The sequence below is a fragment of the Variovorax sp. GW460-12-1-14-LB1 genome (assembly GCF_059423605.1).
Map to the genome: position 1 here is coordinate 1 of NZ_JBWKYF010000092.1, position 20,601 is coordinate 20,601.

23 protein-coding genes and 1 tRNA gene are annotated in these 20,601 nt (G+C 66.6%); 12 read left to right on the top strand and 12 right to left on the bottom strand.

Translation table 11 applies throughout. The annotated features are described in order from the left end of the window. Positions 1 to 94: 94 nt before the first annotated feature. Positions 95 to 367 (top strand): hypothetical protein, encoded by a 273-nt coding sequence (locus AC07Y4_RS29330; protein WP_495275483.1) that lies wholly within the window; start codon positions 95 to 97, stop codon positions 365 to 367. A 226-nt stretch (positions 368 to 593) separates the two neighbouring features. Here AC07Y4_RS29330 and AC07Y4_RS29335 read toward each other — a convergent pair whose 3' ends face one another. From AC07Y4_RS29335 to AC07Y4_RS29370, 8 genes are all read right to left on the bottom strand, one after another. After that, positions 594 to 776: a DUF2158 domain-containing protein gene (locus AC07Y4_RS29335; protein WP_495275490.1), complete on the bottom strand. Its 183-nt coding sequence runs from the start codon at positions 774 to 776 to the stop codon at positions 594 to 596. A gap of 733 nt (positions 777 to 1,509) precedes the next feature. Then, positions 1,510 to 1,585: transfer RNA gene (locus AC07Y4_RS29340), tRNA-Thr, on the bottom strand. Between the two features lie 25 nt (positions 1,586 to 1,610). Next, a complete protein-coding gene (locus tag AC07Y4_RS29345) occupies positions 1,611 to 2,624 on the bottom strand; it encodes a class 1 fructose-bisphosphatase (protein WP_056571748.1) in 1,014 nt (337 codons plus the stop codon). Positions 2,625 to 2,647: 23 nt separating this feature from the next. Then, entirely contained in the window at positions 2,648 to 5,347 is a 2,700-nt protein-coding gene (gene pepN, locus AC07Y4_RS29350) for an aminopeptidase N (RefSeq protein WP_495275484.1), read from the bottom strand. Continuing rightward, complete coding sequence (locus AC07Y4_RS29355) at positions 5,331 to 6,020, bottom strand: HAD family hydrolase (protein ID WP_070062371.1); 690 nt, start codon at positions 6,018 to 6,020, stop codon at positions 5,331 to 5,333. The genes pepN and AC07Y4_RS29355 overlap by 17 nt, the downstream gene beginning before the upstream one ends. 3 nt (positions 6,021 to 6,023) lie before the next feature. Next, positions 6,024 to 7,128 (bottom strand): peptide chain release factor 2 gene (gene prfB / locus AC07Y4_RS29360; RefSeq protein ID WP_095950518.1). Its coding sequence is split into 2 segments (ribosomal slippage): positions 6,024 to 7,046 and positions 7,048 to 7,128, totalling 1,104 coding nucleotides; the frame shifts between segments, so codons are not numbered across the junction. A gap of 126 nt (positions 7,129 to 7,254) precedes the next feature. Continuing rightward, positions 7,255 to 8,070 carry a MetQ/NlpA family ABC transporter substrate-binding protein gene (locus AC07Y4_RS29365; RefSeq protein ID WP_492743189.1) on the bottom strand — a complete coding sequence of 272 codons (816 nt, stop codon included), beginning with the start codon at positions 8,068 to 8,070 and terminating at the stop codon, positions 7,255 to 7,257. Between the two features lie 72 nt (positions 8,071 to 8,142). After that, positions 8,143 to 8,307 (bottom strand): hypothetical protein, encoded by a 165-nt coding sequence (locus AC07Y4_RS29370; protein WP_172438457.1) that lies wholly within the window; start codon positions 8,305 to 8,307, stop codon positions 8,143 to 8,145. Here AC07Y4_RS29370 and AC07Y4_RS29375 point away from each other — a divergent pair. Genes AC07Y4_RS29375 through AC07Y4_RS29390 form a run of 4 tightly spaced genes read left to right on the top strand, consistent with a single transcriptional unit; the run spans position 8,306 to position 11,069 of the window. Further along, complete coding sequence (locus AC07Y4_RS29375; RefSeq protein WP_070062373.1) at positions 8,306 to 9,175, top strand: methionine ABC transporter ATP-binding protein; 870 nt, start codon at positions 8,306 to 8,308, stop codon at positions 9,173 to 9,175. The genes AC07Y4_RS29370 and AC07Y4_RS29375 overlap by 2 nt on opposite strands. Then, a complete protein-coding gene (locus AC07Y4_RS29380; protein WP_062473319.1) occupies positions 9,168 to 9,830 on the top strand; it encodes a methionine ABC transporter permease in 663 nt (220 codons plus the stop codon). Before AC07Y4_RS29375 ends, AC07Y4_RS29380 begins: the two co-directional genes overlap by 8 nt. A 35-nt stretch (positions 9,831 to 9,865) precedes the next feature. Then, entirely contained in the window at positions 9,866 to 10,690 is an 825-nt protein-coding gene (locus AC07Y4_RS29385) for a MetQ/NlpA family ABC transporter substrate-binding protein (protein ID WP_062473320.1), read from the top strand. A gap of 28 nt (positions 10,691 to 10,718) precedes the next feature. Then, positions 10,719 to 11,069: a hypothetical protein gene (locus AC07Y4_RS29390; protein ID WP_495275485.1), complete on the top strand. Its 351-nt coding sequence runs from the start codon at positions 10,719 to 10,721 to the stop codon at positions 11,067 to 11,069. Between the two features lie 42 nt (positions 11,070 to 11,111). Here AC07Y4_RS29390 and AC07Y4_RS29395 read toward each other — a convergent pair whose 3' ends face one another. Further along, complete coding sequence (locus tag AC07Y4_RS29395; protein ID WP_495275486.1) at positions 11,112 to 12,413, bottom strand: D-amino acid dehydrogenase; 1,302 nt, start codon at positions 12,411 to 12,413, stop codon at positions 11,112 to 11,114. A gap of 128 nt (positions 12,414 to 12,541) precedes the next feature. On the opposite strand from AC07Y4_RS29395, the gene AC07Y4_RS29400 reads away from it, so the two are divergent. From AC07Y4_RS29400 to AC07Y4_RS29410, 3 genes are read left to right on the top strand one after another with little or no spacing between them, the layout of a single operon-like run. Continuing rightward, entirely contained in the window at positions 12,542 to 13,009 is a 468-nt protein-coding gene (locus AC07Y4_RS29400; RefSeq protein WP_062473326.1) for an Lrp/AsnC ligand binding domain-containing protein, read from the top strand. Continuing rightward, positions 13,006 to 13,485 (top strand): GNAT family N-acetyltransferase, encoded by a 480-nt coding sequence (locus AC07Y4_RS29405; protein WP_495275487.1) that lies wholly within the window; start codon positions 13,006 to 13,008, stop codon positions 13,483 to 13,485. The genes AC07Y4_RS29400 and AC07Y4_RS29405 overlap by 4 nt, the downstream gene beginning before the upstream one ends. Positions 13,486 to 13,516: 31 nt before the next feature. Continuing rightward, positions 13,517 to 13,918 carry an OsmC family protein gene (locus tag AC07Y4_RS29410; protein WP_062473329.1) on the top strand — a complete coding sequence of 134 codons (402 nt, stop codon included), beginning with the start codon at positions 13,517 to 13,519 and terminating at the stop codon, positions 13,916 to 13,918. Positions 13,919 to 14,049: 131 nt separating this feature from the next. On the opposite strand, the gene AC07Y4_RS29415 is transcribed toward AC07Y4_RS29410, so the two are convergent. Continuing rightward, positions 14,050 to 14,403 (bottom strand): winged helix-turn-helix transcriptional regulator, encoded by a 354-nt coding sequence (locus AC07Y4_RS29415; RefSeq protein ID WP_062473331.1) that lies wholly within the window; start codon positions 14,401 to 14,403, stop codon positions 14,050 to 14,052. Positions 14,404 to 14,530: 127 nt separating this feature from the next. Here AC07Y4_RS29415 and AC07Y4_RS29420 point away from each other — a divergent pair, with 127 nt between their 5' ends. After that, positions 14,531 to 15,409, top strand: a complete 879-nt coding sequence (locus AC07Y4_RS29420; protein ID WP_095746355.1) for an NAD(P)-dependent oxidoreductase — start codon at positions 14,531 to 14,533, stop codon at positions 15,407 to 15,409. Between the two features lie 3 nt (positions 15,410 to 15,412). Here the strand turns inward: AC07Y4_RS29420 and AC07Y4_RS29425 are convergent, their stop codons facing one another. Continuing rightward, positions 15,413 to 16,549, bottom strand: coding sequence for an alpha/beta hydrolase (locus AC07Y4_RS29425; RefSeq protein ID WP_495275488.1), 1,137 nt, complete (start codon positions 16,547 to 16,549; stop codon positions 15,413 to 15,415). Positions 16,550 to 16,715: 166 nt separating this feature from the next. Between AC07Y4_RS29425 and AC07Y4_RS29430 the strand changes: the two genes are divergently transcribed. The 3 genes from AC07Y4_RS29430 (at position 16,716) to lpxO (ending at position 19,816) form a co-directional block, all read left to right on the top strand. Then, positions 16,716 to 17,399: a response regulator gene (locus AC07Y4_RS29430; protein WP_062473337.1), complete on the top strand. Its 684-nt coding sequence runs from the start codon at positions 16,716 to 16,718 to the stop codon at positions 17,397 to 17,399. Further along, positions 17,396 to 18,826 carry a sensor histidine kinase gene (locus tag AC07Y4_RS29435; protein ID WP_159275735.1) on the top strand — a complete coding sequence of 477 codons (1,431 nt, stop codon included), beginning with the start codon at positions 17,396 to 17,398 and terminating at the stop codon, positions 18,824 to 18,826. Before AC07Y4_RS29430 ends, AC07Y4_RS29435 begins: the two co-directional genes overlap by 4 nt. Positions 18,827 to 18,919: 93 nt before the next feature. Then, positions 18,920 to 19,816, top strand: a complete 897-nt coding sequence (lpxO, locus tag AC07Y4_RS29440) for a lipid A hydroxylase LpxO (RefSeq protein ID WP_070062382.1) — start codon at positions 18,920 to 18,922, stop codon at positions 19,814 to 19,816. 127 nt (positions 19,817 to 19,943) lie between these two features. Here the strand turns inward: lpxO and AC07Y4_RS29445 are convergent. After that, positions 19,944 to 20,601 (bottom strand): phosphatase PAP2 family protein (locus AC07Y4_RS29445; RefSeq protein ID WP_495275489.1); only part of this gene is annotated, 658 nt, incomplete at its 5' end.

Genomic DNA, 20,601 nt, shown 5'->3' on the forward strand with positions numbered 1-20,601 from the left:
TCGGCTACGTCAGTCCGATACAGTTCGAGAAAGCTCAAAAAGCTTAGGTCGGTGTCCACGAAACCGGCAGCAGCCCAGAAAGAGCGCACACCAAATGGCTGATCAAATTATCGCCGGGCAGACCACGCCCGATTCCCTCAGGGCAACCAACCCCGACGCGGCCGACCTTCTCGAGAAGAAGTCGTCCCAGCTGCAATCGCTGCTGAGCTGTTGCTACGGAGACTGCAGTGAATGGTTCGATGCGATCGGTGCTGTGCACCGAGACCACGTGATGTGGATCGCCTCAGACCTGGCTGGCGAAGTCGCAGAGCTTGCGCAGCAACTGCTGAGACGGATCAACGCAGCGGACGCGCCGGCGTCTACGTGAGCGCAGCAGGGGACGACAACCGCGCGCGAAAGTAGCAGGTGGACTCTTCGTGGCTGCAGTAAAGGTAGGCTAGCCCCTCCCGGTCGCCCTTCGCCACACCCGACCGGCCGTGCCTCCGCTTCCCCAGGTTTGCCTTGACCTTCAGAATGGGCGTTTGAGTCGGGTGTAGGGCCGCGGGCTTGTGGGCTTGGGAGTAGCAATGGTCACGTGTTCAGAGTGAGCCGAACTAAGTGGGCAATACCCGCAGAGTCTCGGGCTCCAAGTACACATCCTTCAGCGCATCGGCGCTGAAGTAGTAGCACCGCACCTTGCCATTCTTTGTAATCGGCTCTACGACGGTAAGCACTGGTCCGCCACTTTTCAACTGGACGACATCGCCACTTTTAAAGTCTGCCATTGGATTCCTCATCACGCCAACATCGGCGCCCAATAGCTGAGGAGCTGTCGAATAAGCCCAATTGGGGGAAACCCGAGATGAATAAACCAAGTTAATGGACGGCTCGTTTCGGATGTCTGGGCCGTGATGGATCGGAGTTGTACTATGCCGAGCGCCCCCACCATCTCGGAGACTTTCATGCGCGACTGGAAAATTCAAGGGACCCTTCAACTTCAAGCGCCTGACGGCTCGTTCGTGGAAGTAACGGAGTGGAGCAAGCCTCAATCGTCGCCATTTCCTGGTCGCGTAGCCATCGTGAGCGGCGACGCTCAGTACACAGTAAATCCTGGTGGGATGGTAGAGAAACTCAACGATCGCGAGTACGTCGTTGTCTCTTCCGGAGTCCGCCTCACTGACATCACGCAAGACTAGTCGTCAAAGGACACCGCGTGCTTAGGGATGAAATCGTGGTTGTTATCTGGCTCGGCTAGAGGCTTGCAAAGAATGTCTTGTCTCGCCGCTTTGGCGGCAGCGATATTCAGGTCCAAGTACCCTGCGATCTGCTTCATCACCCCCGGTCGATGCATATCAGAGCGCTGCCGTAACTAGCCATCGGGATGAACTCGGTGTCAGCCTGGCTTCAGTCGCGATGCGTGGGCCCCGCAGTTGGCGAGACAAGCGCTTGGCGTCGGCGTGGGGCATCACCATGGGCGCTGGGAGCGAAACGGAAAAAGCCCGCTATCTTTTGAATAGCGGGCTTTTTATTTGGTGCCGGAGAGATGAATCGAACACCCGACCTTCTCATTACGAATGAGCTGCTCTACCGACTGAGCTACACCGGCGAAGCCTCAGATTATAGCCAAGAAATCAAGGCTTCTCGGCGTGGTACTGCGTCAAACGCTCGACTTCGTGACGCGAACCCAACATCACGCTCACGCGTTCGTGCAGTTTGGTGGGCTTCAGGTCGAGGATGCGCTGCTTGCCGTTGGTGGCTGCGCCGCCGGCCTGCTCGACGAGCCAGCTCATGGGGTTGGCCTCGTACATCAGGCGCAGCTTGCCGGCCTTTTCGGGCTCGCGCTTGTCCCACGGGTACATGAACACGCCGCCGCGCATCAGGATGCGGTGCACGTCGGCCACCATGCTGGCAATCCAGCGCATGTTGAAGTCCTTGCCGCGCGGGCCTTCCTTGCCGGCCAGGCATTCGTCGATGTAGCGCTTCACGGGCTCGTCCCAGTGGCGCATGTTGCTCATGTTGATGGCAAATTCTTTCGTATCGGCCGGAATCTGGATGTCTTCCTGCGTGAGCACGAAGCTGCCTTGCTCGCGGTCGAGCGTGAACATGGCCACGCCGTTGCCCACGGTGAGCACCAGGGTGGTCTGCGGGCCGTAGATGCAGTAGCCGGCAGCCACTTGCTGGGTGCCGGGCTGCAGAAAGTCGGCTTCCTGCACGCCGGGGGTGTCGTCGGGCTTCTTCAGCACGCTGAAGATGGTGCCGATGCTCACGTTGACGTCGATGTTGCTGCTGCCGTCGAGCGGGTCGAACATGAGCAGGTATTCGCCCTGCGGGTAGCGGTTGGGCACCACGTGGATGGTTTCCATCTCTTCGCTGGCCATGGCCGCGAGGTGGCCGCCCCATTCGTTGGCTTCAATGAGCACTTCGTTGGCGATGATGTCCAGCTTCTTCTGGATTTCGCCCTGCACGTTCTCGCTCTCGGCGGTGCCGAGCACGCCACCCAGCGCGCCCTTGTTGACGGCCTGGCTGATGCTCTTGCAGGCGCGGGCGACCACTTCGAGCAACAGGCGCAGCTGGCCGGGAATGAGGCCGTCGGCGCGTTGCTGCTCGACGAGGTAGCGGGTGAAGGAGATTTTTTGTTGAGCCATGGATCTTGTGGGGTTCAGTGGGTTCAGTTTCCGGCGAGGGCGCGCGTCACGACTTCGTGGGTGTCCTTGCTGAGGTCGGGCTTGGCGGCCACGCGGGCAATGGCTTCGCGTGCGGCGCTACGGTACGGCTCGGCCAGCTTGCTCCAGCGGTCGAGTGCGCGCGCCAGGCGTGCGGCCACCTGGGGGTTGATGGCGTCGAGCTCGATCACGCGCTCGCTCCAGAACACGTAGCCGGCCGCGTCGGCGCGGTGGAAGGCGCCGGGGTTGCCGCTGCAGTAGCTGAAGATCACGCTGCGTGCGCGGTTGGGGTTCTTCAGCGAGAAGTCGGGGTGCTTCATGAGCTGCTTGACCAGCGGCAGGATGTCGCCGCCGCGGTCGCTGGCGCCGGCCTGCAGCGAGAACCACTTGTCGATGACCAGCGCCTCGTCCTTGAACATGGCGTGGAAGCGCGCGAGCGCCTGCGCCGCCAGGGTGTGGCCCGACGACACGAGGGCGTTGAGCGCGTTGAAGCGGTCGGTCATGTTGCCCGCGTCCTTGAAGCGCTGCAGGGTCTTGCCGGGCCACACGGTGTCGCCCGAGGCGCGCGCCGCCAGGCACAGGAAGTTGAGCGCCATGCCGGCCAGCGCGCGGCGGCCCGACGAGGTCGGGTCGGGCGTGTAGGCGCCGGTGTCCTTGTTGTCTTCGTAGGCCTGTTCCCAGTCGGCGAAGAGGGCGGTGGCGAGCTGGGCGCGCATGGCTTCGCGCACGAGGTGCACGCGCTGCGGATCGACCACGTCGAGCTGCTCGGCAATGTAGGTTTCCGACGGCAGCGTGAGCACCAGTTCCTTGAAGGCGGCGTCGAGCTGCGGGTGGCGCAGCACGCCGCGCATGGCGTCGAGGTAGGCGTCGTTGAGCACCGGCGTGGTGTCGGTGGCGTGCGCGGCAATGGCTTGCAGCGCGGCGCGCAGGCCCAGGCGCTGGCCGGCTTCCCAGCGGTTGAACGGATCGGGGTCGTTGGCCAGCAGGGTGAGCAGCTGGGCGTCGGTGTACGCAAAGTCGAGGATCACCGGCGCGCTGAAGCCGCGCAAGATCGACGGCACGGGCTCGGCGTCCAGGCCCACGAAGGTGATCTGCTCGCCGGCGCGCGACAGCACGATGGTGCGGGTGCCGCGTGCCACGTCGCTTTCGCCCTCGAGCTGCATGGGCAGTTCGCGGCCGGTGGCGGCGTCGAGCAGGCCGATGTTCAGCGGAATGACGAAGGGTTCCTTGGTCTGCTGGCCCGGCGTGGGCGGGCAGCTTTGCACCACGCTCAGGGTGTAGCTGCGGTTCTGCGCGTCGTACACGCCGTGCGCGGCCAGGCGGGGGGTGCCGGCCTGGCTGTACCAGCGCTTGAACTGGGGCAGCAGGCGGGCCAGTTCGGAGTCGGGGTTGGCGTCGGCAATGGCCTGGGCGAAGTCGTCGCAGGTCACGGCCTGGCCGTCGTGGCGCTCGAAGTACAGGGTGATGCCCTTTTCGAAGCCCTTGCGGCCGACCAGCGTCTGCATCATGCGAACGACCTCGGCACCCTTTTCGTAGATGGTGACGGTATAGAAGTTGCTGATCTCGATGTAGCTGTCGGGCCGCACCGGGTGGGCCATGGGGCCGGCGTCTTCGGCGAACTGGGCGGTGCGCAGCACGCGCACGTCTTCGATGCGCTTGACGGCGCGGGCCGAGGCGTCGGCGCACAGGTCCTGGCTGAACTCCTGGTCGCGGAAGACGGTGAGGCCTTCTTTCAGCGACAGCTGGAACCAGTCGCGGCAGGTCACGCGGTCGCCGCTCCAGTTGTGGAAGTACTCGTGGCCGACCACGCTTTCGATGTTGCTGTAGTCGGCGTCGGTGGCGGTGGCCTGGTTGGCCAGAACGTACTTCGTGTTGAAGATGTTCAGGCCCTTGTTCTCCATGGCGCCCATGTTGAAGTCGCTGGTGGCCACGATCATGAAGCGGTCGAGGTCCAGCGGCAGGCCGAAGCGGGCTTCGTCCCACAGCACGGAGTTGACCAGCGAGTTCATGGCGTGCTCGGTCTTGTCGAGGTCGCCGGCGCGCACGTACACCTGCAGCAGATGCTCCTTGCCGCTGCGCGCGGTGATGCGCTGCTCGCGCGCCACGAGCTTGCCCGCCACCAGGGCGAACAGGTAGCTGGGCTTTTTGAAGGGGTCGACCCACTTGGCGAAGTGGCGGCCCTCGGGCAGTTCGCCCTGGTCGACCAGGTTGCCGTTCGACAGCAGCACCGGGTAGGCGGCCTTGCTGGCGCGCAGCGTGACGGTGTACATCGCCATCACATCGGGACGGTCGAGGAAGTAGGTGATGCGGCGAAAGCCCTCGGCCTCGCACTGCGTGAAGAAGGTGTCTTCGCTCACGAACAGGCCCATCAGCTTGGTGTTCTTGATGGGGCAGCAGGTGGTGAAGAGTTCGAGCTCGAACGCGTCGGGCAGGCCGTCGATGACGAGCTGGTCGCCTTCCATGCGGAACGAGGCGCCCTGGCCGTTCACGAGCACGCGCGCCAGGTTGAGCTCGTCGCCGTCCAGGCGCAGCGGCTGGGCCGGCACCTCGGGGTTGCGGCGCAGCTGCATGCGGTTGAGCACGCGGGTCTTGGCGGGGTCGAGGTCGAAGGTCAGGTCGACGGTGTCGATCCAGAACGCCGGCGCGGCATAGTCTTCGCGGCGGATGGCAATGGGTTGCCCTTGGGCGTCACGCTGAAGCAGCATCGAGGGTCTCCAGAAAATTCGAATGGGCCAGTTCGTTGTAGTCGCGAACGGCGGCGATCACGTGGGGGCCGGCCAGCTCGGCGGCCGTATGGGTGCTGCACACGGCCACGGCGCGCATGCCGCCGCGGCGGGCGGCTTCGATGCCGAAGGGCGCGTCTTCGAAGACGATGCAGCGCTCGGGCGCCACGCCGATGCGGCGCGCGGCTTCCAGGAAGATCGCGGGCGTGGGCTTGCCCGAAAAGCCTTCGTCGCCGCCGACGATGGCCAGCGGCAGCGGGTCCATCTTCAGGCGCGACATGGCGAACGCGATGTTGTGCCGGTCGCCGGCCGTGCCCACCGCCACCTTCAGGCCGCGTGCCACCGCGGCCTTGGCGAAGGCGGTGAAGCCCGCCACCTCGGTGAAGTTGTCGTGGAAGAGCTCGCGGTAGATCTCTTCCTTCTCGTGCACCATCGCCTGGCACTCGGCATCGGAGAGCTCGCGTTCGAACAGCTCGCGCATGCTCTCGGTGCCGGTGCGGCCCGTGGTGCGCGCGAGGATCTCGCTCACGTCGAGCTGCACGCCGTGGCGCTGCGCGAAGGTCACCCACGAGCGCGCATGCCAGGGCATGGAGTCGATCATGGTGCCGTCCATGTCGAAGATCAGGGCTTCGACCCTGCCGGTGTTCAGGCTCATCGGTCAGACGCCTTGCTTGAGCGAGGCTTCGATGAACACGTCGAGGTCGCCGTCGAGCACCTTCTGCGTGGCCGAGACTTCGACGTTGGTGCGCAGGTCCTTGATGCGGCTGTTGTCCAGCACGTAGCTGCGGATCTGGTGGCCCCAGCCCACGTCGGTCTTGCTGTCCTCGAGCTTCTGCTGTTCTTCCTGGCGCTTGCGCATCTCGTGGTCGTACAGGCGCGAGCGCAGGCGCTTCCACGCCACGTCGCGGTTGCTGTGCTGGCTGCGGCCGTCCTGGCACTGCACCACGATGCCGGTCGGGATGTGCGTCAGGCGCACGGCCGAGTCGGTCTTGTTGATGTGCTGGCCGCCGGCGCCCGAGGCGCGGAAGGTGTCGGTGCGCACGTCCGAAGGGTTGATCTCGATCTCGATCGAGTCGTCGATTTCGGGGTACACGAAGATCGAGGCGAAGCTGGTGTGGCGCCCGCCCGACGAGTCGAACGGCGACTTGCGCACCAGGCGGTGCACGCCGGTCTCGGTGCGCAGCAGGCCGAAGGCGTAGTCGCCCTCGACCTTGATGGTCGCGCCCTTGATGCCGGCGGTGTCGCCGGGCGTTTCGTCTTCGATCTGCGTCTTGAAGCCCTTGCGCTCGGCGTACTTCAGGTACTGGCGCAGCAGCATGCTGGCCCAGTCGCAGGCCTCGGTGCCACCGGCGCCGGCCTGGATGTCGACAAAGGCGTTCAGCGGGTCGGCCGGGTTGTTGAACATCCGGCGGAATTCGAGCTGCTTGATGTCGGCTTCGAGCGTGGCGGCGTCATCGGCAATGGCCTGCAGGCCATCGAGGTCGCCGTCTTCCTTCGACATCTCGAAGAGCTCGGTGTTGTCCGACAGCCCGTTGGTGAGCCGGTCGAGCGTGACGACCACGTCGTCGAGCGACTTCTTTTCCTTGCCCAGTTCCTGGGCCTTCTTGGGGTCGTTCCAGACGTTCGGGTCTTCGAGCGATGCGTTGACTGTCCTCAGTCGTTCAGCTTTGGCATCGTAGTCAAAGATACCTCCGTAAATCGACCGTACGGACGCTCAGGTCCGCGAGCATTGCGCCGATTTGGTTGATCTGTTCTGCGTCCATGGGGTGTCCTGACTGTGTGAGGTTGGTGTTCGGGGGAACCCGTCATTTTCTCACGGTCCGCCAACCCGCCAGGCAGCGCCCCTGTATTGCGCCTTCCCTCTCGGGGGGAAGGCGCGGGGACCGAAATCAGAACGCCGGAATCAACGACCCCTTGAACTGCGTCTCGATGAAGCTGCGCACCTCCGGCGACTGGTAGGCCGCCACGAGGCGCTTGGCCCAGGGCTTGTCCTTGTCGGCGCGGCGCACGGCGATCAGGTTGGCGTAGGGGCTCTGGGCCGATTCCTTGATGACGGCGTCCTTGCCGAAGGACAGGCCGGCCTTCTCGGCGTAGTCGTTGTTGATGGCCGAAATGGCCAGGTCGTCGAGCGAGCGCGGCAGCTGGGCGGCGTCCAGCGACACCAGCTTGAGCTTCTTGGGGTTGGTCACCACGTCCAGCGGCGTGGCGTTGTTGTTCTTCACGGCCTCGGGCTTGAGGGTGATGAGCTTGGCCTGTTGCAGCAGCAGCAGGGCGCGGTTGCCGTTCGACGGGTCGTTCTGGATGCCGACCGAGGCGCCGTCGGCCAGCTGGTCGATCGACTTGATCTTGCGCGAGTAGAAGCCCAGCGGCGCGGTGATGGTCAGGCCCACGGGCACGAGGTCGAAGCCGCGCGCCTTGATCTGGTTGTCCAGGAAGGGCTGGTGCTGGAAGGCATTGGCGTCCAGGTCGCCGGCGGCCAGCGCCGCGTTGGGCAGCTGGTAGTCGTTGAACACCACGACCTGGACGGTCAGGCCGTCCTTGGCGGCGACCTTCTTGACCACCTCGAACACCTGCTCGGCGCTGCCGACGGAAATGCCGACCTTGACGGTGTTCTTGTTGTCCTGCGCAAAGGCGGCGTTGCCAGCGAAAAGGGCGGTGACGAGGGTGGCGAGCACGAGGCCGCGGCGGCGGAAAGTGGAATGCATGGTGGCGCGAAATCGAAGAAATGAAGGCGCCGAATGTGGCATTGCCGCCGCGGATCGGGAACGAACCAATCCTCATATCGATATGGCGTCCACTCGCTCCATGTGGTCTTTCTTATCTGATTTTTCATATAAGCACGAGCCGATTTGTTCGTTCCCTTTCGGCTTGTTTCTTTTCATACTCGGCACCTTTTTGCGAACCTGCGCGGTCGCGCCTGTGCGGCCCGCGCCTTCTTTCATGACCTTCCCTTCGCCTGATGCGGCACGCGGCAACGCGGCGCCGGTCATCCGTCTTCAATCGGTGCAGAAGTCGTTTGCCTTGCCCAGCGGCGAGGTGTTCGACGCCGTGCAATCGCTCTCGCTCGAGATCCAGCAGGGCGACGTGTTCGGCCTCATCGGCAAGAGCGGCGCCGGCAAGTCGACCTTGCTGCGCCTCATCAACCTGCTGGAGCGGCCCGATGCGGGCCGGGTGTTCGTCGGCGGGCGCGACCTCACGACGCTCTCGCGCCGCGAGCTGCGCGACACGCGCCAGAACATCGGCATGATCTTCCAGCAGTTCAACCTGCTGCAGAACGCCACGGTGTTCGACAACGTGGCCTTCCCGCTGAAGATCCACGGCCGTCACTCCAAGGCCGAGATCAACGAGCGGGTGCGCGAGTGCCTCGACCTCGTCGGCCTGGCCGAAAAGATCGACACCTACCCGGCTCAGCTCTCGGGCGGCCAGAAGCAGCGCGTGGCCATCGCCCGCGCGCTGGCGCCGCGCCCGCAGGTGCTGCTGTGCGACGAGCCCACTTCGGCGCTCGACACCGAAACCACCCGCGCGCTGCTCGAGACGCTGCGCGACATCAACCAGAAGATCGGCGTGACCATCGTGATCGTCACGCACGAGCTCTCGGTGGTCGAGGTGCTGTGCCGCAACGTGGCCATTCTCGAAAAGGGCCGTCTCATCGAGCAGTTCGCCGTCGATGCGCCGAGCGAGGAACGCAAGACCGCGCTGGGCCGCGAGATCGACGAACTGGTGCGCCGCCGCGAACGCGAGGCGCGCGAACCCGTGGCGCCGCGCGTGGCGACCGCACAGCGCAACGCGCAGGAGCTGGCCTATGTTTGAGAACATCACCCCCATCCTTCCCGAGCTGTGGACGGCCACGGGCCAGACCTTCTTGATGCTGGCCATCGGCCTGTCGGCGGCGGTGCTCATCGGCGGGCCGCTGGGCATCCTGTTGTTCCTGCTCGGCCCGGGCCAGTCGCTCGAGAACAAGCCGGCGTTCCACATCCTCAACTGGATCGTGAACACGGTGCGTTCCTTCCCGTTCATCATCCTGCTGGTGGCGCTGGTGCCGTTCACACGGATCATCGCGGGCACCTCCATCGGCCCGCTGGCGGCCGCGGTGCCGCTGTCGTTCGCGGCCATCCCGTACTTCGCGCGGCTGGTCGACCAGTGCCTGCGCGAGGTGCCGCGCGGCGTGATCGAGGCGGCGCATGCCATGGGCGCGTCGGAGCTGCAGATCGTCTGGCGCGTGCTGATCGTCGAGGCGCGCTCGGGGCTGGTGCTCGCGCTCACCGTGCTGGCCGTGAGCTTCCTGTCGTACTCGGCGATTGCCGGCGTGGTGGGCGGCGGCGGCATCGGCGACCTGGCCATCCGCTACGGCTACTACCGCTTCCAGACCGACGTGATGGTGCTCACCGTGGCGCTGCTCGTGGTCCTGGTGCAGATCCTGCAGTTCGTGGGCAACACCACGGCGCGCCGGCTCGACAAGCGTTGATTTTTCCTTTCCTCTCTCATCTTTCTGTTCACTCCATGAAAACCGCACTGCTGCGCCGTTCCGTCCTCGCCGTTTCCCTCGTCGCGCTGTCGCTCGGCGGCCTCTCGCTGTCGGCGCAGGCGCAGGACGCCAAGAAGAACCTCGTGATCGGCGGCACCGCCGGTTCCAACGCCGACCAGCTCAAGGCCGGCATCATTCCGATCCTCGAGAAGAAGGGCTACAAGGTGAAGCTGGTCGAGTTCAACGACTACGTGCAGCCCAACCTCGCGCTGGCCCAGGGCTCGCTCGACGCCAATTTCTTCCAGCATCGGGTCTACCTCCAGAAGTTCTCGGCCGACCAGAAGCTCGACCTCGCCGAGCTGGTGCAGGGCCCGATCGCGCCCATGGGCGTGTACTCGACCAAGCGCAAGACGCTGGCCGACGTGAAGGAAGGCGACCGCGTGACGTTGCCGAACGACCCGAGCAACCTGGCGCGCGCGCTGGTGCTGCTGGAGCAGAACAAGCTGGTCACGATCAAGGCCGGCATCGATCCGCTGCGCGCGTCCGAGAAGGACGTGGCCGAGAACCCGAAGAAGCTCAAGTTCATTCCGCTCGAGGCCGCGCAGCTGCCGCGTTCGCTGGGTGACACCGAGTACGCCATCGTCAACGGCAACTTCGCGATCTCGTCGGGCCTGAAGCTCACCGAGGCCGTGGTGCTCGAGAAGACGCCCGACTACTACCTGAATGTGGTCGCCGTGAAGAGCGCCGACAAGAACGCCGCCTGGGCCAAGGACATCGCCGAGGCCTACCGCTCGAAGGAATTCAAGACGGTGGTCGACAGCAAGTTCCAGGGCTACGCCAAGCCCAGCTTCCTGCAGTAATCGATCACGCTTCAGCGAAGGACGCCCCATGCCCGTGCTCGCCGTATTCGATGGCCAGGCCAATTGGCGCGACACGCACGTGTGTGACGGCTGGATCAGCGACCACCTCGCGCGCCACGGCGTGCGCTGGGGGCGCGGCGAGGCCGAAGGCCAGCGTGTGCTCGACAGCGCGGGGCTGTTCTACCTGCCGACGGCGGAGGGGTATCTGGGGTTGTTGGTCGAAGGCGGGGAATGGGTCGCCATGCCCGCCGATGCGCCGCATTTCTTCGATGCGGGCGAAGCCGCTTCGCTCGACGGGCTGCCTGCCGCGTTGCCGCGCTTCGAGGCCTTTGTCGAAGAGGTGCTCGCGATGACGGGCAACGACGCCAGCGACGAGTAGGTCAGCGCGGGCCCGGGCGGCCCGTCGCATCCCAGGCGTCGGTCAGGCCGGCGCCGTCGTCGGGTTCGGGCGCGCCGAGCGCGACGGGCCTTGCGTGTAGCGGTCCATCGCCAATCCATCTGTGCGGATCTCCGGTCGCTGGCCCGTCACGAGGTCCGAGATCAGCTTGCCCGAGCCGCAGGCCATGGTCCAGCCCAGCGTGCCGTGGCCCGTGTTCAGGAACAGGTTGGGGTAGCGCGTGGCGCCGACGATGGGTGTGCTGTCGGGCGTCATCGGGCGCAGGCCGGTCCAGAAGCTGGCGTTGGGCAGGTCGCCGCCCGGGAACAGGTCGCTCACCACTTTCTCGAGCGTGGCGCGGCGCGCCGGGTTCAGGCGCAGGTCGAAGCCGCCGAGCTCGGCCATGCCGCCCACGCGGATCCGGTTGTCGAAGCGCGTGACGGCCACCTTGTAGGTTTCGTCGAGCACGGTCGATTGCGGCGCGAGCGATTCGTCGAGCAGCGGCACCGTGAGCGAGTAGCCCTTGACCGGGTACACCGGGATGTCCAGGCCCAGCGAAGCGATGGCGGCGCGCGAGTAGCTGCCGAAGGCCATCACGTAGCGGTCGGCCGTAAGGATCTTGCCGGCACGCGTGCGCACGCCGGTGATGCGGCCGCCGTCGGTCTCCAGGCCGTCGATGGTCTGGCCGAAGCGGAAGTCCACGCCCAGGCCGTGTGCGATCTCGGCGAGGCCGCGCGTGAACAGGTGGCAGTCGCCGGTTTCGTCGTTGGGCAGGCGCAGGCCGCCCGTGAGGCGCTCGCGCGCGCCGGCCAGGCCGGGCTCGACGCGCGCCAGGGCGTCGCGGTCGAGCAGTTCATAGGGCACGCCGCATTCCTCGAGCACGGCGATGTCGCGCTGCACCGCGTCGAGCTGCGCCTGCGTGCGGAACAGCTGCAGCGTGCCGCCGGTGCGGTGCTCGTACTGCAGGCCGGTGTCGGCGCGCAGTTGCTGCAGGCAGCCGCGGCTGTATTCGGCCACGCGCATCATGCGTTCCTTGTTCACGGCGTAGCGCTCGGGCGAGCAGTTGCGCAGCATGGCAGCCATCCAGCGCAGCTGGAACAGCGTGCCGTCAGGGCGGATCGACAGCGGCGCGTGCTTCTGGAACATCCACTTGATCGCCTTCAGCGGAATGCCGGGTGCGGCCCACGGCGTCGAGTAGCCGGGCGACACCTGGCCGGCGTTGCCGAAGCTCGTTTCCTCGGCCGGACCGGCCTGCCGGTCGAGCAAGGTGACTTCGGCGCCGGAGCGCGCGAGGTAGTACGCCGTGGTGGTGCCGATCACGCCGCCGCCGAGAACGATGACTTTCATGGTGTATCCGCTGATCTGAATGGAATGATGTGAATCTAAAGTGCACAATGCAGTGGATTCCATTGTTTTTAGGTCTTTGGCCGTGAAAATCGCTGCCGAAAACCGTCCAAGGCCCCGCGCGGAGTGAAATGCCCGAACTCGACCGAATCGACCGCAAGATCCTCGACCTGCTGCAGCGCCAGGGCCGCATTTCCATGACCGAACTGGCCGAGCGCATCGGCCTGTCGGCCTCGCCCTGCGCCGAGCGCGTCAAGCGCATGGAGCGCGACGGCGTCATCACGGGCTACCACGCGCACGTGTCGCCCGAGGCGCTGGGCAAGACGCTGCTGGTGTTCGTGGAGATCAAGCTCTCGGCCAAGTCGGGCGACGTGTTCGACAAGGTCAAGCAGGAGCTGCTGCACATGCCCGAGGTGCTCGAATGCCATCTGGTGTCGGGCAGCTTCGACTACCTCGTGAAGGCGCGCCTGAGCGGCATGAGCGAGTACCGGCACCTGCTGGGCGACATCCTCAAGAAGCTGCCGGTGGCGGCCGAGTCGCACAGCTACGTGGTGATGGAAGAGATCAAGGAAACGCTGATGCTGGCGGTGGACCGGTGAGCGCCGCCGCCGTTGCCATCCGGCCTTGGCGCTTGGCCGACTTCGACGCCGTGAAGGCCATCCTCGACGACACCTTCGCGAGCACCTGGTTGCCGCAGCTCACGCCCGAGGCCGCCAGGGCCTATGCCGACAGCGGCGAGCCCGTGGGCTACATCGACGAGAGCGGCCCGGCCTTCTTCGTGGCGGAAATCGAGGGCGAGGTGGTCGGCATGGTGCACTGGGAGCACGACTTCGTGCAGGCCCTGCACGTGCCCGCCGCGCACCAGCGCAAGGGCATCGCCCGCGCGCTCATGGCCTTTGCCGAAGCCGGCATGCGCGCCGACGGCGTGGCGCAGGCGCGGCTCGAGACCGACACCTTCAACACGCAGAGCCAGGGCCTGTATCGCGCGCTCGGCTACCGCGAGGCCGGCCGCTACCCCGACCTCGAATGGCACAGCGGATTCACGACCATCCTGTATGTGAAAGACTTGGCCTGAGCTTTCTTTCCACCCCTTCAAGGACATCGGCATGACCCTCTCGATCCGCCGCGACGGCACCACCGGCACGCGCCACATCCTCAAGATCCGCAACCACGAGATCCCCGTCGATGCCTCGCCCGCGGGCGGCGGCAGTGACGGTGGCGCCGAGCCGCACGACCTGTACGACGCGTCGCTGGCGGCCTGCAAGGCGCTCACGGTGCTGCTCTATGCGCGCCGCAAGGGCATTCCGGTGGAAGACATCGAGGTCGTGGTCGACCGCGACGACAGCGAGGAGCGCAAGGGCATCTACCGCCTGAAGTCGGGCCTGCGCCTGACGGGCGAGCTGACCGAGGCGCAACGCGACGAGCTGCTGCGCGTGGCGGGCAAGTGCCCCGTGCACAAGCTCATGACCGAAGTGAAAACAGAAATCGAAACCGGCTGGGCCGACTGAAGGCGCAATAAACCTACTGCGCGTCCCGATCTCGCATCTGCGGTCCTCACCGTACGGGAGTACGGTTCCGGTCCTCGACGCGACCTCGGGGCGCTCGCTACGGTTTCTTCGCGCCTTCAGAGGCGCCGGTCTTACTTCGCCGCTTCGGCCTGCTTGCGCGCCGCCGCCACGCGCTTGGCATAGCGGTCGCCCCAATCGGCCAGCGGCCCCAGCGCCGCATTGAGCGTGGCGCCGAGCGAGGTCTCGGAATACTCGACGCGCGGCGGCACTTCGTGGAACACCTCGCGGTGCACGAGGCCGTCGGTTTCCATCTCGCGCAGCTGCTGGATCAGCATCTTCTCGCTGACCTCGGGCAGCAGCCGCTTCAGCTCGCCGAAGCGGTAGGGCTGCAGGTGCAGCTCCCACAGGATGACGGCTTTCCACTTGCCGCCGATGACCTCGAACGCGGGGCCGATGCCGCAGTTGTAGGGCTTCTTCGCTGCCATCTCTTGCTCCTTGCGATTCCAATACTTCCCATTTGGTAAGTACCTTACTTTATCGTAGGTACTTGACCATGTGGAAGTGTAATTTCTACCATGCAGGCGTCATCAACCACCACTGCATCGGATTGCCATGAGCAACACCAACAAGGAAGTTTCGGTTCTGGGCCTGGGCGCCATGGGCGTCGTCATCGCGCGGCTCTTTCTCGACCAGGGCTACAAGGTCACGCTGTGGAACCGCTCGGCCGACAAGGCCGACGCGCTGGTCGCCCGCGGTGCCGTGCTGGCGCGCAGCGCGGCCGAGGCCTTGCGCGCGAGTCGCATGGCCGTGATGTGCGTGTACGACTACCGCGCCGCCGACGCGATCTTCGCGATGGACGGTGTGGCCGCCGCCATGGACGGGCGCCTGCTCGCGCAGCTCACCACCGGCAGCCCGAAGGACGCGCGCGAGGCCGAAGCCTGGGCGCACCGCCACGGCGCCGCGTACCTCGAAGGCGCGATCCAGGCCGCGCCGGACCAGATGGGCCGACCCGACACGCCGCTGCTGGTGTCGGGTGCGCAGGCCGTGTTCGCCGAGGCCGAACCCTTGCTGAAGGTGCTGGCCGGCGGCATCGTCTACCTCGGCGAGAAGGCCAGCGCGGCCGCGGCCATGGACCTGGCCACGCTGTCCAGCATCTACGGCACGATGCTCGGCTTCCTGCACGGCGCGCGCATCGCCGAGCACGAAGGCTTCGACGTGGCGGAGTACGGCCGCATCGTGGCCGGCATCATGCCGACCTTCGCGGGCTTTCTCCAGCACGAGGGCGCGGTGATCCAGTCGGGCGACTTCGCGATCACGCAGAGCCCGATGCGCATCTCGGTCGAGGCCACGCAGCGCATCCTGCAGACCGCGCAGGAGGCGGGCATCAACACCGAGTTCCCGGCCTTTGCCGCAGGCCTGTTCCGGCGCGCCGATGCGGCGGGGCTCGGCGGCGAGGAACTCGCGGCGCTGATCAAGCTGCTGCGCAAGTAAGGATCAGGCCCAGCGCATCGACTGGATCGCGCGCACCACCTCGGCCTCGCGCTCCATGAAGAAGTCGGTGTGGTTGCAGTGGTCCAGCGTGAGCCGGTGCGAGGTCTGCAGCGCGGCCGCGAGGCGGTCGGCGTCGGCGCGGCGCACGCGGCGGAAGATGCGCAGGAAGTCGGCGGCGTCCTGGCCGGTCTGCGCGTCCAGCGGCCGTTCGAGCCAGGGGAACAGGTCGCGCTGGTCGAACGGCAGCGCGGTCACCACCAGCGCCGGCGCGCGCACCGGTCGGTAGTCGGGCGAGAAGCGGTGGGCCGCGGTGTCCATCGCGGTCTCCACGGCGTCGGGCGTGTTGGGCCGCACGCTGCCGTCGGCCTGCACCTCGAGCGCGTCGCGCAGGTTGGCTTCGAGCGCCGGCCACCAGTTCTTGGACTTGCGCCGCAGGTACGCGACGGCTGCTTTCATCGAACGGCCGTCCTCGGGCGTGGGCGCGGGCTCGTCGAGCCGGCGATTCAGCGGCGGGTCTTCGCCGCCGGTGTCGGCGTCCTTCGTGTAGTCGAAGGTGGTATCGAGGTACACCAGGCCGCGCACCCGCTCGGGAAAGCGGCCCGCGAAGCGCGTGAGTTCGTTGCCGGCAATCGAATGGCCGCCGAGCACCACGCGCGTGAGGCCGAGCGCATCGCACAGCGCGGCCAGGTCGTCGACCAGCGTGTCTACCTCGTAGTGCTGCGTGGCGCTCTTCACCGGCAGCGGCTTGTCCGACAGGCCGTAGCCGCGCCGGCTCACGGCGAGCACGCGCGAGGCGGCGCCGGCCGCGACCAGCGCGGGCGCCAGGCTGTCGAAGCAGCGCGCGTTGCCGCCCAGGCCGGCGAGCAGCACGAGCACGGGACCGCCGTCGTCGCTGCGCTGCCAGTCGCGCACCTGCAGCGAGACCTCGGGCGTGGTCGACACTTTCACGCGGCGGTCGGTGGCCGCCACGGGAAGGTCGTTGCCGATGGGGGCGGGGCCGGCGTTGCCACCACCGCCGCCGCCGCAAGCGGCCAGCCCGGCCGCGCTGCCCAGGAGCACGGCGCGCAGCAGGTCGCGGCGCTGGAAGTGAAGCGGGTTCGCCCAGTGCGGGCGGACCGTGGAAAGACAGGGGCGAGGCACGTCGGGGCTCCAAGCATGAAGAAGAAAGTAAGAGCCTTGCAGTGTGGGCACGCCGCCTGAAGAAGCCCTGCAGCCTTCATGAAGGCTTCCTGAAGCACGGCGACGGGGTGTGGCAGATACTTCGGCCACTTCCCGGAACCGGGCTTGTTCGCTTGGAATCCTTCCCATGAATCTTTTGCTTGTTGAGGACGATCTTGATCTTGGCAACGGCGTGCGCATTGCGCTCGCCAACCAGGGCCTGGACGTGGTGTGGGTCCGCCGGCTCGACGACGCCTTGCGCACCCTCGACAACGGCGCCTTCGACATGGTGCTGCTCGACCTCGGCCTGCCCGACGGCGACGGGCTCGACCTGCTGCTGCGCCTTCGCCGCACCCGCCAGATCCTGCCGGTGCTGGTGCTGAGCGCGCGCGACGCGCTCAACGACCGCCTGCGCAGCCTGGACGACGGCGCCGACGACTACCTCGTGAAGCCCTTCGCGCTGGCTGAGCTGCTGTCGCGCGTGCGGGCCCTGGCGCGCCGCAGCTACGGCTTCAACGACGAGACCATCCGCATGCGCGGCCTGGCGCTGCACGAACCCACGCGCGGTGTGATCGTCGATGGCGAGCCGGTGGAGCTGTCGCGCTGCGAGTTCGACCTGCTGGCGCTGTTGCTCAAGCGCACCGGCCGCGTGGTCACGCGCCGCGTGATGGAAGAGCAGGTGCTGCCCGGTGGCCAGGCCAACGGCAGCAACTCGCTCGAGGTGCACATCTCCAACCTGCGCAAGAAGATCGGGCAGGGCTACATCCGCACGGTGCGCGGCATCGGCTACGTGATCGACACCCAGTCGCTGGTGCGGAGCCCGTCGAAATGATGCGCCAGCTGGCGCGCGGCTGGAAGAACTGGAACCAGCCGTCCCTGATGCGCCGCCTGCTGGTGGCGCAGATGGCCGTGGTTGCGCTGCTGTGGACTTCGGCCGTGGGACTGCTGCTGTACGACTCGTACAAGGACCCGGGGCTGCTCCGGTTCACCAGCATCTTCAAGGCGGCGATCTCCATTGCGCAGAAGCTGGAGGACCAACCCGAGCGGCAACGAGAGGCGCTCGAGGCCTTCGACGCCGCGCTCATCGAGGCGCTCAGCGACGGCGACGAAACCAACGAAGCCCTGGCGGTCATGCAGGTGTGGCAGCGCGGCAAGCTGATCTACAACTCGCGCGCCGGTGTGCCCGTGCTGCTGAACTCGGTGCCCGACCGCAACGAGACCGTGGTCGCGGGCGGCCGCGAGTGGCGCGCGCGCACGATGGCCTCGCCCATCGCCGACACCCGCGTGGTGCTGGCCGAGCCCAGCGTGTGGCGGCTGGCCGTCACCGTGCTGTCGCGCGGCTACTACCTGCTGCCGCTGGTGATCAGCCTGCCGTTCCTTGTCTTTCCCGCCTGGCTGTCGGTGCGGCTGGCGTTGCGCCCGTGGCGCCAGGTGAGCCGCGAAACCGCCGAGCGCGGCCCCGACGACCTGACGCCGCTGTCGTACACGCCGCCGCACAAGGAGCTCAAGCCGATGGTGCAGAGCATCAACAGCCTGCTGCTGCGGGTGCGCGACAGCACCACGCGCGAGCGCAGCCTGATCGCCGACGCGGCGCACGAGCTGCGCACGCCGCTGGCGGCCATGCGCGTGAACGTCGAGGCACTGAAGGAGCAGAGCAGCGACGAGGGCCAGCGCGAACTCATGGCCAACCTGCTGCGCAGCAACGACCGCGCGGCGCGGCTGGTGGGGCAACTGCTGCAGCTCATGCGCAGCGACGCGGTGGCCACCAACGCGCTGCCCGTGATGCTGTCGCTCGACGGGCTGGTGCAGGACCGGCTGGCCATGATCGAGGGCCTGGCGCGTGCGCGCGGCGTGGAGCTCGAACTGGTGTGCGACGACGCCGTGCCGGTGCTCGGCGAGCGCGAAAGCCTGGTCTCGATGATCGACAACCTGATCGACAACGCGATCAAGTACAGCCCCTGCGGCGCCACCGTGACGGTGCACGTGGCACGCGAGGGCGCGCGGGCGCTGCTGACCGTGGCCGACACGGGCCCGGGCATTCCGCCCGCGCTGCGCGAGCGCGTGTTCGACCGCTTCTTCCGCAACCCCGACCAGACGCAAAGCGGCAGCGGGCTGGGTCTGGCCATCGTCAAGTCGGTGGTCGACCGGCACGGTGGCGACGCGGTGCTGGGCGAGGCCCCGGGCGGTGGCCTGCTGGCCACGGTGCGGCTGCCGCTGGCGCAGGCCGACGTGCCGCAGCCTTTGCTCGTCGGCGCCTGAGCCCGGGGGAAAAGGCCCCGGCCGGGCCTGTTCCGGGGCAAGGATTTACACTAGCCGGCTCCCCCGGCGCTCGTCTACAGGACACTTTCACCAATGAAGTGGGTCATTCTTGCCATCTTCGTGCTCAGCGCACTCTACGTTCACTTCCGCGGCCAGGTCCGGCACAAGTTCTTCAGACAGCTCTCTGATCACTCGACCTTCCTGGCGCCGTTGAACGTCTTCATGTACCTTTTCTCGAAGGTGCCCGGTACGCCGTACCTGTCGCCCGCGCAGTTCCCCGAGATGCGCATCCTCGAGGAAAACTGGGAAGTGATCCGCGAAGAAGCGCTGGCCATGCGCAACGGCGGCAGCATCAAGGCCTCGAGCCAGTTCAACGACGTGGGCTTCAACTCCTTCTTCAAGAGCGGCTGGAAGCGCTTCTACCTGAAGTGGTACGACGAGGCGCACCCCTCGGCCGCCGTGCTGTGCCCGCGCACCACCGAGCTGCTCAAAGGCATCGGCACCATCAAGGCCGCGATGTTCGCCGAGCTGCCCCCGGGCAGCCGCCTCGTGCGCCACCGCGACCCGTTCGCCGGTTCGCTGCGTTATCACCTGGGCCTGTGGACGCCGGGCGTCGAAGGCTGCTACATCGACGTGGACGGCCAGCGCTACCACTGGCGCGACGGCGAGGCCGTGGTGTTCGACGAGACCTACATCCACTACGCCGAGAACACCACCGACCACGACCGCGTGATCCTGTTCTGCGACATCGAGCGTCCGCTGAAGTACCGCTGGGCCAGCGCCGTGAACCGCTGGTTCGCGAAGAACCTGCTGGCCGCCGCCGCCTCGCCCAACGACGCGGGCGACAAGACGGGCGGCCTGAACCGCGCCTTCAAGTACATCTACCAGATCCGCGTGATCGGCAAGCGCCTGAAGGCCTGGGACAAGCGCGCGTACTACCTCGTGAAGTGGACGATCTTCGGCGGCCTCGCCCTCTGGATCTTCTGGTGAACTAGGCTCGCCCCCAGGCTGCGCGCACTTCGTGTCGCTGCGCCAACCCCCTACCGGGGGCACCACCGGCGGCCCGGCAAAGCCGGTTCCGCGGTGGTTCTTGAAGGACCCAGCCTGACAGCGCTGCTCAGGCCTCAGCCAGCACCAAGCGGGCACGCGGCGCGCGACGCCAGCACACCAGGCCCGCCAGCAGCACACCGCCGAGCACGTCGAGTAGCACGTGCTGGCGCGTGGCCAGCGTCGAATAGACGATCCCCGCGGCCCACAGCACGTTCACCCATTGCGTCCACGCGGGCGCCTGCACGCTGCGCAGCTGGCGGCCGAGCCATACGGCCGCGAACACGGCGAAGGCCACATGCAGCGACGGGAAGGCATTGCCGCCCGCATCGGCGCTCTTGAGGAACTGCAGCGCCGGGTACTGCGACCAGTCGATCGCAAAGCTCGGCACCACCGTCGGAAAACACCAGAACACCGCCAGGCCGGCCGCCGCCATGAGCGCGGCCCCGCGCGCGCAGGCCCACAGCTCGGCCTTGTTCTTCGTGAAGGCCGGCGCGAGCGAGATGTAGAACCACAGCGAGCTGTACAGCAGCATCGCGTCGTCGCTCACGTCCACCCAGTGGTCGATGGCGGTGAGCGGCATCACCGTGGGCACCGAGGGCGGGTGGTGCATCACCCAGAAGTACAGGACGAAGAAGCCCGAGATGCCGAGCGTGGTGCCGATCATCTTCACGACCCACAGCGTGGCGAAGCGCTGCCCCAGCGCCAGGTGCCAGGGCGTGACGGGG